Origin of the sequence: Maribacter ulvicola, from assembly GCF_900155985.1 — a bacterium.
Taxonomy (GTDB): domain Bacteria; phylum Bacteroidota; class Bacteroidia; order Flavobacteriales; family Flavobacteriaceae; genus Maribacter; species Maribacter ulvicola.
The window spans coordinates 14,706-31,872 of record NZ_FTMA01000009.1 but is presented as its reverse complement, the minus strand read 5'-3'; the positions used below and the strand labels follow the sequence as shown (position 1 = coordinate 31,872).

At 36.4% G+C, this 17,167-nt stretch carries 14 protein-coding genes; 8 read left to right on the top strand and 6 right to left on the bottom strand.

Features of this window, described 5'->3' with window-relative positions:
- Nucleotides 1-61 precede the first annotated feature (61 nt).
- Nucleotides 62-2,188 carry a thioredoxin domain-containing protein gene (locus tag BW936_RS17135; protein ID WP_076550645.1) on the bottom strand — a complete coding sequence of 709 codons (2,127 nt, stop codon included), beginning with the start codon at nucleotides 2,186-2,188 and terminating at the stop codon, nucleotides 62-64.
- A 258-nt stretch (nucleotides 2,189-2,446) separates the two neighbouring features.
- On the opposite strand from BW936_RS17135, the gene BW936_RS17130 reads away from it, so the two are divergent.
- The 3 genes from BW936_RS17130 (at nucleotide 2,447) to BW936_RS17120 (ending at nucleotide 6,244) form a co-directional block, all read left to right on the top strand.
- The gene (locus BW936_RS17130; protein WP_076550643.1) at nucleotides 2,447-3,418 is read left to right on the top strand and encodes a succinylglutamate desuccinylase/aspartoacylase family protein; all 972 of its coding nucleotides are present in this window, start codon (nucleotides 2,447-2,449) and stop codon (nucleotides 3,416-3,418) included.
- A 397-nt stretch (nucleotides 3,419-3,815) separates the two neighbouring features.
- Entirely contained in the window at nucleotides 3,816-4,232 is a 417-nt protein-coding gene (locus BW936_RS17125) for a Fur family transcriptional regulator (RefSeq protein ID WP_076550642.1), read from the top strand.
- A gap of 44 nt (nucleotides 4,233-4,276) precedes the next feature.
- Nucleotides 4,277-6,244: a heavy metal translocating P-type ATPase gene (locus tag BW936_RS17120; RefSeq protein ID WP_076550640.1), complete on the top strand. Its 1,968-nt coding sequence runs from the start codon at nucleotides 4,277-4,279 to the stop codon at nucleotides 6,242-6,244.
- A gap of 108 nt (nucleotides 6,245-6,352) precedes the next feature.
- Here BW936_RS17120 and BW936_RS17115 read toward each other — a convergent pair whose 3' ends face one another.
- The 4 genes from BW936_RS17115 to BW936_RS17100 all read right to left on the bottom strand — a co-directional run bounded on the left by BW936_RS17115 (nucleotide 6,353) and on the right by BW936_RS17100 (nucleotide 11,756).
- Complete coding sequence (locus tag BW936_RS17115) at nucleotides 6,353-8,548, bottom strand: PepSY domain-containing protein (RefSeq protein ID WP_076550639.1); 2,196 nt, start codon at nucleotides 8,546-8,548, stop codon at nucleotides 6,353-6,355.
- Between the two features lie 288 nt (nucleotides 8,549-8,836).
- Complete coding sequence (locus tag BW936_RS17110; protein WP_143744213.1) at nucleotides 8,837-9,322, bottom strand: DUF2271 domain-containing protein; 486 nt, start codon at nucleotides 9,320-9,322, stop codon at nucleotides 8,837-8,839.
- A gap of 21 nt (nucleotides 9,323-9,343) precedes the next feature.
- Complete coding sequence (locus BW936_RS17105; protein ID WP_076550805.1) at nucleotides 9,344-10,846, bottom strand: ankyrin repeat domain-containing protein; 1,503 nt, start codon at nucleotides 10,844-10,846, stop codon at nucleotides 9,344-9,346.
- 4 nt (nucleotides 10,847-10,850) lie between these two features.
- Nucleotides 10,851-11,756: a DUF6607 family protein gene (locus tag BW936_RS17100; RefSeq protein ID WP_076550636.1), complete on the bottom strand. Its 906-nt coding sequence runs from the start codon at nucleotides 11,754-11,756 to the stop codon at nucleotides 10,851-10,853.
- A 116-nt stretch (nucleotides 11,757-11,872) separates the two neighbouring features.
- Here BW936_RS17100 and BW936_RS17095 point away from each other — a divergent pair, with 116 nt between their 5' ends.
- Together BW936_RS17095 and BW936_RS17090 are read left to right on the top strand one after the other, a co-directional pair.
- Nucleotides 11,873-13,987 carry a TonB-dependent receptor plug domain-containing protein gene (locus tag BW936_RS17095; RefSeq protein ID WP_076550634.1) on the top strand — a complete coding sequence of 705 codons (2,115 nt, stop codon included), beginning with the start codon at nucleotides 11,873-11,875 and terminating at the stop codon, nucleotides 13,985-13,987.
- Between the two features lie 37 nt (nucleotides 13,988-14,024).
- Nucleotides 14,025-14,651, top strand: a complete 627-nt coding sequence (locus BW936_RS17090; protein WP_076550632.1) for an HmuY family protein — start codon at nucleotides 14,025-14,027, stop codon at nucleotides 14,649-14,651.
- Between the two features lie 73 nt (nucleotides 14,652-14,724).
- Here the strand turns inward: BW936_RS17090 and BW936_RS17085 are convergent, their stop codons facing one another.
- The gene (locus BW936_RS17085; RefSeq protein WP_076550630.1) at nucleotides 14,725-15,096 is read right to left on the bottom strand and encodes a hypothetical protein; all 372 of its coding nucleotides are present in this window, start codon (nucleotides 15,094-15,096) and stop codon (nucleotides 14,725-14,727) included.
- Between the two features lie 83 nt (nucleotides 15,097-15,179).
- Between BW936_RS17085 and xerA the strand changes: the two genes are divergently transcribed.
- From xerA to BW936_RS17070, 3 genes are all read left to right on the top strand, one after another.
- Nucleotides 15,180-16,307, top strand: a complete 1,128-nt coding sequence (gene xerA / locus BW936_RS17080; RefSeq protein ID WP_244156255.1) for a site-specific tyrosine recombinase/integron integrase — start codon at nucleotides 15,180-15,182, stop codon at nucleotides 16,305-16,307.
- Between the two features lie 82 nt (nucleotides 16,308-16,389).
- Complete coding sequence (locus tag BW936_RS17075; RefSeq protein ID WP_076550628.1) at nucleotides 16,390-16,647, top strand: hypothetical protein; 258 nt, start codon at nucleotides 16,390-16,392, stop codon at nucleotides 16,645-16,647.
- The gene (locus BW936_RS17070) at nucleotides 16,644-16,907 is read left to right on the top strand and encodes a DUF1871 family protein (protein ID WP_076550627.1); all 264 of its coding nucleotides are present in this window, start codon (nucleotides 16,644-16,646) and stop codon (nucleotides 16,905-16,907) included. The genes BW936_RS17075 and BW936_RS17070 overlap by 4 nt, the downstream gene beginning before the upstream one ends.
- Nucleotides 16,908-17,167: the final 260 nt, after the last annotated feature.

Here is a 17,167-nt window from a genome sequence, read left to right as displayed (position 1 = left end):
TTGGTAAAACCAAGGTTTTATAGCCTGTATTGAAACCATTAAAGATCAACCGTCAATAATTCTACCTAAAACCTTGATAACCAAAAGACTTCATTTGCTCAAAACCATCCCTTACGGTTTTTACAGGTAATTTACACGTATTGTCCTGGCAAACATAAATATAGGTATCATCTTCAATAAAGCGATCTTTAAAAAGTGAAAGATCACTTTCTGCAGTAGCACCTACTACTATGGAATTTACTAAAAAGGTCTTATGTATTTCGTTTATAAGTTCTTTAGCATCTTTACCTACAACAACAACCTCATAAAAAGGAAATGCCTGTGCTAACAATAAAGTTCCCCATGCTCCATAACTTACCGCATGATTTTGGAAATCTGAAGTAATCAAAGAGCCCATAACCTCAGCTTTTTTTAAAAATTCCGTATTGTATTCCAGATGACCGATACGAAGATAATTCTGCGCCATTATAGCATTTGCAGAAGGCACTACACCATCAGAAGTATTAATAATTCTTGGCACTAATTCGCTTGATACGTTATAATAGTACAACTCAGAATTACTCTTGTATTTTTCTGCTGCAATGTTCATCAGGTTCTTAGAAATATCTAAATAGGCCGTATCTAAGGTAACCTCAAAAAGCGCGAATGCACTTTTAGCCAAAAAAGCATAATCTTCTAAAAACACTTCTTTCTGTTTACTATCCTTAGTATACGAATGTACCAATTCACCGTTGGCATAATTATGCTGCTTTAAATAATTAAACACAGCTATTGCTTCTCTTAAATACTGATCATCGCCAAAGGCTTTGTAAGCTTCCAGCAACCCGTCTACAAGAAGTGCATTCCAGGATGTTAAAATCTTATAATCTTTGGTCGGTTTTTCTCTTTTTTGACGCGCTTGATATAAGGTAGATTTCCAGTGCGCCATCTTCTCATCCAATTGTTCTTCACTTACATTGAAATCTTTTAAAATATCGTTTTTGGAAACCGTGTTGTTCAGTACAAAATTTTCATCTTCCCAAACTTGACCATCTTCAATATTGAAATATTTGGCGAACATTGTAAAATCATCGGTTAGCAATGATTTCAATTCTGCCGTCTTCCAAACATAATAGACGCCTTCTTCTCCGTTGGTATCGGCATCCATAGCACTAAAATAGCCCCCATCCTCATTTCTCATTTCTGATTTTAAAAATGCCAAGGTTTCGGCTACTTTATTTTTATATTCTTTTTTACCCGTTAGTTTATATGCTTTAGAAAGTAAACTTACAAGTTGCGCATTGTCATATAACATCTTTTCAAAATGCGGTACTTTCCATGAATTGTCCGTACTATACCTAAAGAATCCGCCATCTATGTGATCATAAATCCCACCATTAATCACTTTATCCAAGGTATGTAATACATGATTTTTTGATGCTGTATTTTGCTGCAATACCGCATAATCTAAAAGCATCGTCAAATTTGCAGGTAGTATAAACTTCTGCTGACCGGTATTGCCTCCCCATTCTAAATCCCACATGGTAGACCACGTTGCTATACCGTTTTCAATTTTATCAGGAGTAATGGCATTCGCTTTTTGTTTTGCAGGTTCCGCATACACTTCTTGTACACCATCTGCCAACATCCTAGCATATTCCTTCATTTTTTTAGCATTCTCTTCATATTCTGTGCTAAATTTTAAAAGAATATTTTTCCATTCCTCTTTTTCATGATAGGTACCAAGGAAAACAGGACTACCATCAGGCATAATAATTGCGTTCATTGGCCATCCACCGGTACCATTCACCAATTGCAAAGCGGTTTGATACACCATATCCAGATCTGGTCGTTCTTCCCTATCCACTTTAATGCTGACAAATTTATCGTTCATCAACTTGGCAACTTCAGCGTCCTCAAAAGATTCTTCTTCCATTACATGACACCAGTGGCAAGTAGAATACCCTACACTTAACACCACTAATTTATTTTCATCAGCTGCTTTTTTAAAAGCAGCATCTGACCATGGTTTCCACTCTACCGGGTTGTGTGCATGTTGCAAAAGGTACGGACTGGTTTCATTAATTAAGTCATTGGTGAACTCAGGGCTATCTTGAGCTACACCATCACTTTCATTCTTATTTTTTTCTTTACAAGAACCTAAAATCAATATACTAACAAGAACAAAAACTAAGCTATTAACCTTCATATGATTATTAAAAATTGTGATAAAATTAACCATTCAAAGATAAATTTTATTTTAACGATTTGCTGCACCGATATAACACTAGCTAACGAATTAAAAATCAGTATCATTAAAATAAAAATATGATTGCCTCGGTCAAGTCTATCTAGCAAACTTCTTTTTAAATAACACATGTATTATTAAACACTAATTTTACCGATTATAATTTACCAGATGATAAAGTTTTAGGTAATTGTAGAAATTAATGTACAGACAGGCATAATGTTCAATAAAAAATATACTCTTTTAGGAGAAACCATTCAAAAAGGAAAAGACGCCCAATTGAATTTAGATATTGCAAAATTACATACCAGAACTAAAATAGAGGTTCCGGTAATTGTACAACGTGGTAAAAAGGACGGTCCCACCCTGTTGATTACCGGTGGTATTCACGGTAATGAAATTAACGGTGTTGAAATTGTGAGACAAATAGTCTCCAAAAAATATAATAAGCCAGAATGCGGTATGGTTATTTGCATTCCTGTCGTAAACATATTCGGATTTTTGAACCAGACACGTCAATTTCCCGATGGCAGGGACTTAAATAGAGTATTCCCAGGAAGCCTACGGGGCTCACTAGCAAGTAGGTTTGCCTACCACTTGGTAAAAGATATTGCCCCGGTAATAGATTATTGTATAGATTACCATACCGGCGGTGACAGTCGTTTTAACGCCCCACAGATTAGAATTGACAAGAATGATATGGACGGTTTGGCCTTAGCGAAGGTTTTTGGAGCAGAATTCATTGTAAAATCTGCAGGACGTGAAAAATCGTTCCGTGAAACCTTGCATCAATTAGATAAGAAAGTATTATTATACGAGGGTGGAAAATCACTTCATATAAACAGCGAAATAACAGATAACGGTGTTGTTGGCGCCTTACGTATCATGCATCATTTAGGTATACGCAATTTTGAAAAAGAACTAGGGGAATATGCTTTAAAAGAAACCGTTCCAAAATTGGTGCACGCCTCTAAATGGGTACGGGCAAAACACTCCGGTATGTTTCATCCAGAGACCAAGGTAGGACAAGCTATAAAAAAGGGTGATGAAATAGGAAGTATTTCTGGACCGTTTGGCTATTTTGAAAGGAAGATTAAAGCCAAAGAGAGCGGATTTATTATTTGCATCAACCAATCACCAATTGTAAACCAAGGCGACGCAATTTTCCATATTGCCTACGATGTAGAATAACTATTTTTACAAGCGCACTCCATCATTCCCTAGACCTAAACAAGTTAAAGATCACCTACAATTAAATACAGCTATAACACTGATTTAAGGATCCTTAGCACACTCACACAAATCCACCTAAAAAACTAAAAATCAGCTACAAAAAATAACGCTGAAATATGTTTACTATCCTAAAAATGCCTACACTAATATTGCATATCTTTTATAGAACGGTAAACTTTTGATAATTAAAGCCATAACAGACTAAAGTTATAATTTTCAACCTATTACAATAAAAAATAGCAATTCATTTTCATTAACCAAATAGCCAATTTAAAGTTAAAGATCACCTAGAATTGAAATCTTTTAAAACATTGATTACATTAGTATTAAGCGTATCTACAAACCCCGTATTTGCATGACAGAAGTAGAAAGAACATTAGATAACAAAAGTGTAAGACCAACCGCAATGCGCATACTTATCTACAAATTTATGGCCAGCAAAAATACGGCCGTTGCATTGACCGATATTGAGAATGCCTTTGAGAAAGCCGAGCGTACCACATTATACAGAACCTTAAAAACATTTGAAGAAAAAGGCATTGTTCATCAAATTGATGATGGAACCAATATTTCAAAGTTTGCATTGTGCCAACCTGGTTGCAACTGCGAAATAGACCAAGACCTTCATCTACACTTTCATTGTAGTCATTGCGACAAAACTGTTTGTTTAACAGAGCATAAAATTCCGCACATCAATTTACCCCACGGTTACATTGCCGAAGATGCCAATTTGGTCATTAAAGGAGTTTGCGATTCATGTAGCGCCCATTAAATGCACTTCTGTTGCATGGTCTCTTTTCAGACCTTGCAGGTATTATGAAAAAGAAGAAAACAGATCTCCAGACAGCTACAGCTCCGCAAAGTTCATGTGGTCATTGCTGTGGTGACGAACATACGCATGAAGCACCAGAACATTCATTGAATATTAAAATATACCTACCTGCCATTATCAGTTTCAGCATGCTGGTCATTGGTATGGTGATAGACCATGTTAACGCTACGCCACTCTTTAAAGGTTACGTGAGATTGGCGTGGTACATAATTGCCTATATACCTGTTGGTTTACCTGTACTAAAAGAAGGCTGGGAAAGCATTAAAAAAGGGAATTTCTTTACTGAGTTTTTTTTGATGGGCGTTGCCACAATTGGCGCATTCGGTATTGGCGAATATCCTGAAGGTGTAGCAGTTATGGTGTTCTATGCTGTGGGCGAACTTTTTCAAAGTGCTGCGGTTCAACGAGCTAAAGGCAGTATTAAAGCATTACTTGATCTACGACCGGATCAAGCGATGGTTTTCCGTGATCATAATGTTGTTCCAGTTTCACCAGAAGAGGTCAAAATAGGGGAAATCATTCAAGTTAGAGTTGGGGAAAAAGTACCACTAGACGGCATTTTACACTCCAACAAAGGTTCTTTTAACACGGCTGCGTTAACTGGAGAAAGCAAGCCGGATACCCTTAAAAAAGGAGATGCAGTTTATGCAGGTAGCATTAACTTAGACGGGGTTATTGAAATAAAAACCACCAAGGTTTTCAAGGATAGCTCTATTGCCCGTATTCTAGATATGGTCCAAAATGCCACAGCCAGAAAATCCAAGACCGAATTGTTTATCCGAAAATTCGCAAAGGTATATACACCCATCGTTACTTATCTGGCAATAGCAATGACTTTTTTGCCTTACTTTTTTGTTGAGAACTATATTTTTCAAGATTGGCTATATCGTGCCTTAATATTCCTGGTAATTTCTTGCCCATGTGCTTTGGTGATTTCCATTCCACTAGGCTATTTTGGCGGACTAGGAGCTGCATCACGTAACGGAATATTATTTAAAGGGGCCTCATTTTTAGATACTATAACTAAAGTAAATACGGCAGTTATGGACAAAACGGGCACGCTTACCAAAGGGGTTTTTAAAATTAATAATCTCGTTAAAGATCAGCATTTTACCGAAGAGGAATTCATGAAGAACTTGATCGCGATCGAAACACAATCTACACACCCAATTGCAAAGGCAATTTTGGAATACAAGATTGAATACACTCCATATAAAGCAAAGAATGTCTCCGAAATTGCCGGTAAAGGAATAAAAGGAACAGTCAACGGAAAATTGGTTTTAGTAGGAAATAAAGCTTTGATGATTGCAAACAAAATTGAAGTTCCAACAGAAACCGAGGCTATTGTAGCATCTATAGTTATGATGGCCATAGACGGAAAATTCGCCGGCTATGTTACCATATCCGATGAATTAAAAGACGATGCGTTAACTGCCATTGCAAATATGCGCAAAGCGGGAATAGAGAACATTATAATGCTATCCGGAGATAAAGATTCCATCACCCAACAAATAGCTAATGAATTGGGTATTGATTGGGCAAAAGGCGGATTACTACCGGAGCAAAAACTGGAAGAAGTTGAGAAACTTAAAAAGAACCCGAACATGAAAATAGCCTTTGTGGGCGACGGAATTAATGATGCTCCCGTTCTTGCAATTAGTGATGTAGGTATTGCCATGGGCGGATTAGGTAGTGATGTTGCCATAGAAACCGCAGATGTCATCATACAGAATGACCAGCCTTCTAAAATTGCTACAGCTATTAAGATTGGCAATTCTACACGTAAAATTGTATGGCAGAATATCTTATTGGCTTTTGGAGTAAAGCTTATAGTCCTTGCCATGGGTGCCGGCGGATTAGCTACCATGTGGGAAGCTGTTTTTGCAGATGTAGGCGTGGCACTTTTAGCAATTTTGAATGCAGTGCGTTTGCAAAAGATGCAGTGGGATTAACTTTCATTACCAACAAAGTGAAGTCTCCCGTTTATTAGCAACCTAAATCTCCATTAATTTAGTAATTTAAGCAGATTGTCCGGCCGCGAAAAGCTCATCGCAATTCGTTTAATAACAATCTGTTTTTAGTTGCTCACTTTGCTCAAAAGCTTCAAAAGAAATGGTTTGGTTGCCTACTAACAATTTCTCTATGACATCTAACACATTATGTTGCATAGCAAGTGAACCACAAATCATGATGGTACCACCTAAATTGATAGTTTCTAAAACCAAATCCTTTTGTGCTAAAACAGCATCTTGGACATATTGCTTTTTTCCCTCTCTTGAGAAAGAAGTAAATACATGTATATTTTTGCGATTTAAAATCTCTCTTTCCAAAACCGAATTATAAATCTCCATAGAAGCCTTTTCCCTTCCTCCCCAGAACATAGCAATATTCTGAGTTGTGTTCTCTGAGATCATCCCTAGGAAAGGTGCTATACCGGTTCCATTTGAGATGAAAATTGTATTTTTTGAATTTTCAGGCAAATGAAAATGCATATTGCTATCTATGGCGGCCTTAATTGTATCTCCAACATTTAAATTAAAGAGATAGTTAGAACCCCTTCCCATTTCATGTTTTTTTACACTTAGCAAAACATCGTTATTAATTTTTGCTATAGAGTATTGACGAACGGTATCAGCATTGGTTGGAAAAATTGCCAACAAATCTCCAGAAGTAAATTCAATATGCGCTGTAGGCTGTAAACGCAATAAAAACGTATCATCCACATTTAAATCCGTTCGCTCAACAACATCAAATGCCACTTTCTTATACTTCCTTTTTTTAATTAGTGGTCTTTCTACCGGAATATTGCATTGGACTTCTTCTGCAAACTGATTTATCCATAGTTCAAAAGAATCAAAATCGGACTTATTAATTTTAAAAAGGGGGAGTTGTTGCTTAAAGCCCGTTGCCAATTTCATTAGACCATCTAATTCAATGGCGAACTCGCAATAATCCGGATAATCTAAAGAACCAAAACCAACCACAGAAAAATTAATAGTATTTGGTTGTTGTATACTTGAGAACAAGGTTAAAAATTTACGTGCATTGGTAGGTGGCTCTCCTTTACCGTAAGTAGATGTGAATACGATTATTTGTTTTGCATTTGCATAGGCTGTATACTTATTAAGCTCTGTTAAATAGACCTTTTTACCCACCTGTGTTAATCCGTTATAGAACCGTTGAGCAAAATCAAATGTGGCACCATTTTCCGATCCTACCAATATGATAAACTCACACTCCTCTTTATCTGCCATTTGGGCAATGCGCTTTCCTTTCTTTCTTCGCTTAAGGGTCATCACAAAGCCCGAATACATAAAAAACAACATAGAGGCACTGGCAAGCAAGAGCACAATGGACCACAAAACATTTCCTTCTCCTGTGTGCAATTCCAAACTAAGACGAGAAGCTAAGGTGACAAAAGGATAATTGCCACTACGTACGATCTCACCCGTTTGTTGATTTACCTCTACTTCCCTATGCTGCAAAGCAATGAGATAGTATTCTTCCGGATCATCTGAAAATGGAAATTCTACCTGGCGTACATCCGCCAATGTAGTTTCCCTAAAAAACGGAATATCGGTTATATTTTCATAGTGCTGAGCGGTTTTGTTTACAGCCTGTTCCTTTTGTTGAACTTCAGCTTCTGGCAGCAAATTGAATTTTTCTGCGGATAAATAGACTCCCGTAAATGCTAAAATTACAATAGGTACAAAGAACCAACGGCTTAATACCACATGGTAACGTAGCTCAAAATAATCTTTTTGAACCTTTGAGAATACCTTAAAAAATCCGCCTTGGCGCTTGGCCAACAAAAGTAAACCCGTAAAAGCAATGATCAATAAGAGTAAGGAAATAAGCCCCACCATAAAACGACCTATACTTTTTAGAAATAAGGAACGATGTAGATTGGTGGCAAAAGTATATATATACGGCCGCTCTTCAACCGTTCCAAGTTGCTCGCCTGTTATGGGGTTAATATACATATCTAAAGTTTCCATCTCCATGGTCAGTACCGAAGCTTTCACAAACTCTGATGCTTCTACTTCCAATCCTAAAACTTCATCATATGAATTCTTTAAGACCTCAATGGTAGTAGCCAAAGAAACTTCTTCTAGATTCTCTACTGCATATCCTTTTGCTTGATATGACATAGGCTCAATAGCCAAAATAATTCCTGTAACCGAAGCTACTATCAAAAATAACGAAGAAACTAGGGCAAGCGTAAGGTGACTATAGCGCCAAATAGAAATTGTCATACTATGAAAAATAAATAATCTCGGGACAAACCTGCGAGACATTGAATTGAAAACATAATTAATATGTTGACGCAAGCGTCAGAGCATTTAAATCTCGATGATCGAGTAGTTTTGTAATCTTTTACTATTTAAAAACTTCCAGAATATCAATAAAATGAATTCTGGAAGTTTGATTGTAAAATAAACGTAATTAAATAAAATGTCATTACGAAAAAAATGAAATCACCTGCACTATGCAGCAGATTGCCTTATTGCAAATGGCTTCTTGTAAAGGCCTTTAAATATTCCTTATTGAGGAAGCATACGTACGTAACGTATAAATCCCTTACCTTCTACTTTTGTTTTTAAGTTTGCTGTAGTCAATGGAAACTGAATATCATCTGCAAAGTACCCTTGATCTTCCACAGAGGTTTCAAACCTAAGGTGGTATCCTTTATCTATTTTATCATTAGGTATTTGCAAAACATTTATTGCACGTTCTCCTCCGCTGATCGTTTCTCCTGAAATAGCATCTATATTTGGGCGGTTTTTTCCATAGAATTTCCACCACTCGGTAATTTCACTGTACCACTCACTATCTTTCCCTTGAACATATAAGGTCTCTACATATTCATTATCCGCATCAACAATAGACACTATTAAATAAGCACCTTCACCAGAATAGTTCGTTAATTGAATTAAACACTTTACCGCAGTTCTATCTACTATGGTAAATGCTGATAACAATAACCCGATCAATACTAATGCCGGCATTAGTTTTAAAAATCTTTTCATCTCTATACTTGGTTTGATCTTTTATTTTTTTAAAAAATTCAGTGATGTATTCTCTTGCTGTAACTTTTCATTTTCACTAGCCAAATCATATACTGTTTCTTCAAAATCTGTTGTGCTATTGGTATCGGCACCTTTAGCTATTAAGAATTTAAGTAGTTTATCATTTTCCGCTTTCATGGCCGCTACGTGTAAAGCAGTCATACCCTCATCATTTTTAGCGTTTACATCAATATTAAAGTCTGCTATTTTTTGCAATAATTGAAGATCGTTCTTTTTAGCAGCAACATGGTACAAGGTATTACCTTCCCCTTGAACGGCATTCAATTTTAAACCTTTAGACTTTAACAAAGCCAACTTAGCATCAAAATCAGCTGCATTTCTACTACTATAAGCATCTGCCAAGAAGAAAGCGGCAGTATTCCCGTCAACATCTTCAGCGTTGATATCAGCACCTTTTTTAATTAAAAAATCAACAACAGCTGCTTTATTACCATGAGCGGCACGCATTAAAGCCGTTTCCCCATCTTTATTTGCGTTATTAACATCTTTCACATCCTTAGCCAATAGCTGTACTATTTTCAATTCATTTCTAGCTGCAGCATTTAAGAACGGTGTATTCCCTTTTTCATCTGCCTGGTTTACATCTGCACCTGCTTTTAAGAACAAGTTAAAAATAGCAACATCTTTGTTACCAAAAGCCAAACGGTGCAATGGCGTACTACCATTTTTCTCAACAACATTAGGTTCCAAACCTAGACCTTTTAAGTAAATATAGACCGGTAGGCCATTGCTGAATCCGCGACCGCCTTGCGCCGCGAACATAAAAGCATTACCTCCGTTATTGTTCAACGACTTATAATCAACCCCTTTTTTAACCAACAATTTTAGAAAATCTATATTACCTTTTTTAGAAGCATAATTAAAAATTCCGTTACCGTCTTCATCTTTACTATCTAAAGCCAAACCTTTATCCAAGAAAAATTTTAAATCTGCTTTATTCTTTAGAGAAGGTGCGGCCAATAACAAAAGGTTGGCACCATGTTCATTTTTCTCTTCAACCAAATTCACGCCTTTGGCCTCAAAAGCATTATAAACTGCTGGATCTGTAAGCCCCGCATTTGCTCCAAATGCAAGTGGCGTGTAACGGTGACTATCCAATGCCGTAACCGATGAACCTTTATCCAATAAAAACTGAACCAACTCAACGTTACCGGCATAACTTGCCCAATGCAAATAAATACGGCTGTCATGAGTTTTCTTATGTACAGGATTACCCTCTAACGACAATAAGTATTTGGTAACTTCTATATTAGACTTACTGGTGATAGCCAATGTAGTAGCATCAAAGCCATTATCAGAAGTTTCCGTGGGACTATTACCCTTAGCAATTTTCTGCTTAACGGTGGCAACATCTGGGTTAGTTTTCCAGAAATTACGGTCTAAAAGTTCATTCTTCTGTTGTGCAATACCAGTAAAGCTTACAAACAATAAAGCGGTTAAGGCTATTTGTTTTACGGTTTTCATATTCTTATTTTTTAACAAATGATTCAATTACTTCTTCAATTTCCTCTTCTTGATCATATGCATCATCAAAAAGATATTTATACAATACTTTATTATTTACCTTTTCTTCCAAAGAAAGGTCTTGGTCTCTACCATAAACATCATCCCACTTAGTACGTATTAAAGCCCATTTATCGGTATGGGTTTTCCACCATGCAGCTGCTGCGGCACACCTGCTATCATCTACCTTTACATAAGTATTATAGCCTTTTTCTTTTGCAATGATACTATCTTCTTTACCCTTTTCACGAATTATCTTGGTATTATCCTGATCATGTAACCATCCATAATCCGTTACCTCATGACGGTTACCACGAACGGTTAAATTATAATCACTTCTTGTAGTATATTCCCTTCTAGGTAACGGTGCATCTGCAGTGTTTTCCCAGAAACTCTTACCATCTACATGTACCCACGTAGAAGACCCCTCGTACCGTGGACTATCATCTACTTGATATACTTTTTGCGTCCACTGTCCTTTTACCTGATTGGCAGGTAATTTTGAAAATGTCCATGTATTATCTGCATTGTAAGCGTATAGATCCGTATTCTCATACAACCAATCTTGTCTCCAGTGCTTTACAATATGTGGCTCTGCAGGGTTACCTACTTGCAATAAATGTTGAATAGAGATTTTATTGTTCTCATCAGTTATTAACGTTGCCCACTCCAAACCTTTATCTACTTTAGTTTTAGATGGTTTATATAATGAGTCTGTACTAAAATTAAAAGTCTCCGTGAAATTAAATGTTACTTCAAAACAACCGCACATGCTTTTAATAGCTTCTTGGTCATTTTTCTTTTTGGCTCTCTGTGAGGTAGCACTTATAGATATCAGCAGTGCCATTATGGTAGGTATTACTGTCTTCATTTTACAGGTATATGGATTTTTATAGTTCGACGACAAAAATAACTATTTTTATTTATTCTAAATAAGAATTGTTTATATATTTGTTTTCTTATTCATAATTAGTCTAAATAAATATAATGAGATTGAAATCTGCTCCTATACTACTTCTTATTACCGGCCAATTACTTTATGCACAAGGTCAGGTAAAAAACACTAAGGACACAATTTTGTCTCAACAATTAGATGAGGTAATTGTTACCGCAACCAGAACAGAGCGCCAGTTGTCATCTCTACCGCTACCCGTTACATTGGTAGACAGGAAACAGATCATAACCTCTGGCACCGTTCGTTTAAATGAAATACTGAACGAGCAAACAGGTATTATAACAGTAACGGATGAAAGCGGATTTCAAGGCGTACAGATACAAGGTATAGCATCAGACTATATCCTTATTTTAATTGATGGGGTTCCGTTAGTAGGTAGAAGTGCCGGAAATTTTGATTTAAGCAGACTTACCGTAGGAAACATTAAACAAATTGAAGTAGTAAAGGGTCCTGCAAGCAGTTTATATGGATCTGAAGCCTTAGGTGGTGTTATAAACATCATCACAGAAAAACCAACGACCAAAGAATTGATCGGTAATGCATCTTACCGTATAGGAAGCTATACACAGCAGGACATTAATCTAGATTTAAAACAAGGGTTTAAAAAGTTTCGCTACGGATTTTTCGTAAACCGATTTTCATCCAACGGATATGACCTTAATGAAGATGTGGAAGGGCAAACTGTAAATCCGTTCACCAACTACACTTTAAATGGTAGGGTATACTATGATTTTAATGACAAACTAAGCCTTTTTACATCCGGACGGTTTTATGATCAGAATCAAGATGCCGGTTTTACCCTAAACGATATTCAGTATGAAGGAGACACCAAGGAACGTGAATGGAACGCACATACCAGATTAGACCATAAATGGACCCCAAATCTTACCATGTCCTATGAACTGTATTATACCAATTACCTGGCAAAGGAATTATTGGCAGACCCCATTTCTACCGATGTTTTAAGCGATAGCGATTTTGACCAAAAGCTATTTAGGCCAGAGATACGAGGCAGCTATACATTTGCACAAAACAATAACGAGAACATAGGGTTACAAAACGGAACCTTAACTGCCGGTGCCGGCTTACAGGTAGATGAATTGGACAGGACCTATTTTGATGAAACCATAAATTTCACCTCTCAATATGTTTATGCGCAGTATGATTTTAACCCTCTTGAAAAACTGAATGTTATTGCAGGTGCCCGCTTTGACAATCACTCTGAATACAACAATCAATTCAGCCCTAAATTGGCATTACGCTACCAGTTAAACGAGAACCTAGCTATAAAAGGATCGGTAGGATACGGCTTTAAAGCACCAGATTTTAGGCAGTTGTATTTTGACTTTACCAACTCTGCCGTTGGCTATACCGTACTTGGCTACAATGTGGCCTTAGACAAGTTGCAAGAATTAGAAGAACAAAGGCAGATATTGAATGTTGTAGTTTCTGAAGATGACCTAAGTAAACCATTGGAAGCGGAAAGCTCTGTTGGCTACAACCTAGGTTTCAACTTAAAACATGGCAGAGGTACTACGGATGTCAATTTCTTTAGAAACGATTTTAAGAACCTGATCGATACACGTATTATTGCGAGCAAGACCAATGGGCAAAACGTATTCAGTTACATGAATTTTGATGAGATATATACCACTGGTTTTGAAATAAATTCAGACTACAAGCTTACAGATCACCTGAACATTAGTGCCGGATACCAATTGTTATTTGCTTTTGACAAACAGAACAAACAAGATGTAAAGGACAACCAAGTATTTGTACGCGATGCTGAAAATGGGCAGTCCGTAGCACTAGCACAATCAGCCTATTTCGGTTTGGTAAACCGTTCACGCCACAACGCAAACTTTAAGGTGTATTATGATATACCGTCTGCCAATACCCATATAAATATGCGTGTACTTTATAGAAGTAAATATGCGCAATATGATACCAATGGTAACGGACTCATAGATAGTTTTGACACCAGTTTCATAGATGGTTTCGTTACCGTAAATGCGGCAGTGAGCAAAACCTTTTATTCTGATTTCACTTTACAGGTAGGTGCCAATAACCTATTGGACTATACCGATAACAATATCCCCACAATGCCCGGAATTCAAGGATACGTAAAACTTAATTATCAATTTTAACCCACCTGACAACGCGCAGGTTTTAATTACAAAAACCATGACAAAGAACATTTTAACAGTAGTATTTTTAGCAGTGGCATTTGCCTCTTGTAGCAACGATGATGACAGTACACCATTAGATCCAGTGCAGGCAGAAACCATAAGTAATCTATATGCACCACAAACAGGAGGTCAAGGACAGCCCGTAGGTGGAGAGTTTGCCAAGTTCGATTTTGAAACAGGCGCCATAACAACGAGCGAAACTGACTGGGACATAGCCTTTAGGGGTAGTACCATTGCCATTAACGGGGGTGTAAAAACAGGTACTGCAGATGAGCCGGAAAGAAACGGAAATGTTGGTGTAGCAGAAGTAACAGGAACCTTGGCAAGTGTAACCACGGCAGACGGGCTCACCTTTAAACAAGATGCAGATGCTGCCTTTGCCATTGCAACCGGTAGTGATAACGGCTGGTACAACTACGCAGGATCACCAACACATTTAATTACGCCTATACCGGGCAAAGTTTTCGTTTTTAGAACCACAACAGGCAACTACGCCAAAGTAGAGCTAATTAGCTACTATGAAGATGCCCCTGCGGAGCCAGATATACTTACAGATGCTACACCATACTACACTTTTAATTACATATATAACCCTAACGAAGGTGAAACTTCTTTTGAGTAGATGTATTTTAAGTACAAAACAGAGAAAAGGGCAACTTTAGGGTTGCCCTTTTCCGTTGTCCTTAAACCAAAAGCTACGCGTTCATATAATCTTGCCACTGTACAATTAAATATTTAGTTGTACCATTTTTAGTAATTTTTAAAAATCCAAAATCATAACAGAACAGGTAAACATCTTTTTTTTGATTCTTCCAATAATGAGTAAAAAATTTTGGATTAAAACCTTCCTCTAAAAGTATGGTGTGTCTTACAGTGGTAAATCCAGACTTATTATAGCGCTTTAATATTTTTCTATTTTTTTTCAACTGTTTGTCTACGGAAAAATAGAAGGTATTTTCTTTCTGACTTTTTTCATATTGATGTATAGACTTACATTTTACAGAGCAGAACATTTTATCTGTTCTACCAATAACCTCACTATTACATTCTGGACATGTTTTTTTCATGTAAACTAATTAATCGAATATTATGCGAATAATATACGTATAATATTCGACTAATTGTTTTATTTATTACTACACTTGACATCATGAACACACCAAAATCCATTACACTACATCATCTAATGATAAAAGATCAAAAGATGATTGGCATACAATTTACCCAAGATAAGCTTATACAGAACCTGATTAAAGGGCTTCCCGACCCTAGGTGGAGCAGTAAGTACCATATGGCTTATATTAACAATACAAAGAAAAACCTAGGTATTATATTCAACACATTTAAAGGAGTTGTCTGGATCAACTATAATAAATTTTTAAGCAACAGACCCATCAATACAAATAACGAAATTGTAGATGTACAGTGGTTCAGAGAAAGAAAGACACCTAAAGACTATAGGGTCTGTCCTGAAGAATACCTGTTAAAACTTGAACTAAAAAAATACGCAAATAGCACCGTAAAAACATATGTCAACTTTTTTGAAATGTTCATTAATCATTTCAAGAATAAAGATATTACAACGCTTAACGAAAGTGATGTAAGGTCATATCTGCAAAAGTTAATACGAAGAAACGTATCCAACTCGTATTTAAATCAAACTATAAATGCTATTAAATTCTATTATGAGACCGTACTTGGCATGCCCAATCGTTTTTATGACCTTGAAAGACCAAGAAAGGTACATAAGCTACCTACCGTAATCTCAAAAGAAGAGGTTATTGCCATGCTCAATTGTACAACAAACCTAAAACATAAATGTATTTTAGCCTTATTATACAGTGCCGGTTTACGTAGAAGCGAACTTTTAAACCTAAAGATTAAGGATATAGACAGCAAGCGTATGCTCATTTACATAAAATGTGGCAAAGGGAATAAGGACCGGTTAACCCTCTTATCTGAAACAGTACTAAAAGATTTACGGCTTTATTTTAAAGAATGGAATCCTAAGGAGTTTTTGTTTGAAGGTCGTAAAGGTAGCAAATACAGTGCAGCAAGTGTAATACAAATAGTTAAGCAAGCCGCCGATAAAGCAGGAATTCTACAAAAGGTAACGCCACATACGCTTCGTCATAGTTTTGCGACACATTTATTAGAATCTAATGTAGACCTTAGACAAATTCAGGTATTATTAGGTCATGGCTCCAGCAAAACAACAGAAATATACACTCATGTTGCAACAAATACTTTTAAGTCAATAAAAAATCTACTAGATTAGTGTAATTAAAGTAGAAATATGTGCAATTGTGCACATACACAATTGTTGTGCTTCATGCCTAAAAACGAGATAAAAATTTATTATGGAAGTAAATTTGGCATATTATCGCAGAAAAGATTGGAAAAAATTCTTAAAATTGATTGACGATAAAGATTCAATGCATGGCTCTTGGAATGATTGGCACAAATCATTTTTAAAAACAAAGCACAGTTTGATTTCCAAAGGTTTTATTGTAAACAATTTTATAGTAGATTTGGATAAATTAAAAATATACTGTTCCAATAGGAATTTAAAAATTGACGGAAAAGCTCGATCACAGTTCGTATCTAACATAAAATGAATAAAGAACATATAAACAAAGTACAAGTTTTATTAACTGAATGGAATCCTCTAGGAAAACTGTCCGTTCAGATAACCGACTTGAATAACTATGAAACTGAAGCGACGGATATTCTATGGCATGTAAAAGAGACCAATACAGTTGACCAGATAAATAAAATAACAAATACTGTTTTGAGTCAAGCTTTCGGAATACATGTGGATCCTATTAAATGTAAAATTATTGGGGAACAAATACATTCAATTTTAAACGAAAAATAAAAGCACGAAAGCACAACACCGTATATAAAAAATTGCTGTTTTGTGCTTAACCAATGTTAGTTGCTTTGCTTGTTAGCTTCTGATTTTCCTTCGGAAAATCCTCGCACACAAGCACGCAACTTTCCATATACATAAACGTTGTGCATAATGCGAAAATCGTGCTGAAATTCAACATTTGAAATAAAAAAGCCAGCCGCACAAGCAGCACATTTGGTTTTTTGCCGACACATAAGCCAACGCTGAAAAAACCAAAAGAGCTG

Bases quoted from the DNA above. Each gene is read 5' to 3' on its own strand.
- BW936_RS17135 (WP_076550645.1), bottom strand. From the start codon at position 2,188: ATGAAGGTTAATAGCTTAGTTTTTGTTCTTGTTAGTATATTGATTTTA.
- BW936_RS17130 (WP_076550643.1), top strand. From the start codon at position 2,447: ATGTTCAATAAAAAATATACTCTTTTAGGAGAAACCATTCAAAAAGGA.
- BW936_RS17125 (WP_076550642.1), top strand. From the start codon at position 3,816: ATGACAGAAGTAGAAAGAACATTAGATAACAAAAGTGTAAGACCAACC.
- BW936_RS17120 (WP_076550640.1), top strand. From the start codon at position 4,277: ATGAAAAAGAAGAAAACAGATCTCCAGACAGCTACAGCTCCGCAAAGT.
- BW936_RS17115 (WP_076550639.1), bottom strand. From the start codon at position 8,548: ATGACAATTTCTATTTGGCGCTATAGTCACCTTACGCTTGCCCTAGTT.
- BW936_RS17110 (WP_143744213.1), bottom strand. From the start codon at position 9,322: ATGAAAAGATTTTTAAAACTAATGCCGGCATTAGTATTGATCGGGTTA.
- BW936_RS17105 (WP_076550805.1), bottom strand. From the start codon at position 10,846: ATGAAAACCGTAAAACAAATAGCCTTAACCGCTTTATTGTTTGTAAGC.
- BW936_RS17100 (WP_076550636.1), bottom strand. From the start codon at position 11,756: ATGAAGACAGTAATACCTACCATAATGGCACTGCTGATATCTATAAGT.
- BW936_RS17095 (WP_076550634.1), top strand. From the start codon at position 11,873: ATGAGATTGAAATCTGCTCCTATACTACTTCTTATTACCGGCCAATTA.
- BW936_RS17090 (WP_076550632.1), top strand. From the start codon at position 14,025: ATGACAAAGAACATTTTAACAGTAGTATTTTTAGCAGTGGCATTTGCC.
- BW936_RS17085 (WP_076550630.1), bottom strand. From the start codon at position 15,096: ATGAAAAAAACATGTCCAGAATGTAATAGTGAGGTTATTGGTAGAACA.
- xerA (WP_244156255.1), top strand. From the start codon at position 15,180: ATGAACACACCAAAATCCATTACACTACATCATCTAATGATAAAAGAT.
- BW936_RS17075 (WP_076550628.1), top strand. From the start codon at position 16,390: ATGGAAGTAAATTTGGCATATTATCGCAGAAAAGATTGGAAAAAATTC.
- BW936_RS17070 (WP_076550627.1), top strand. From the start codon at position 16,644: ATGAATAAAGAACATATAAACAAAGTACAAGTTTTATTAACTGAATGG.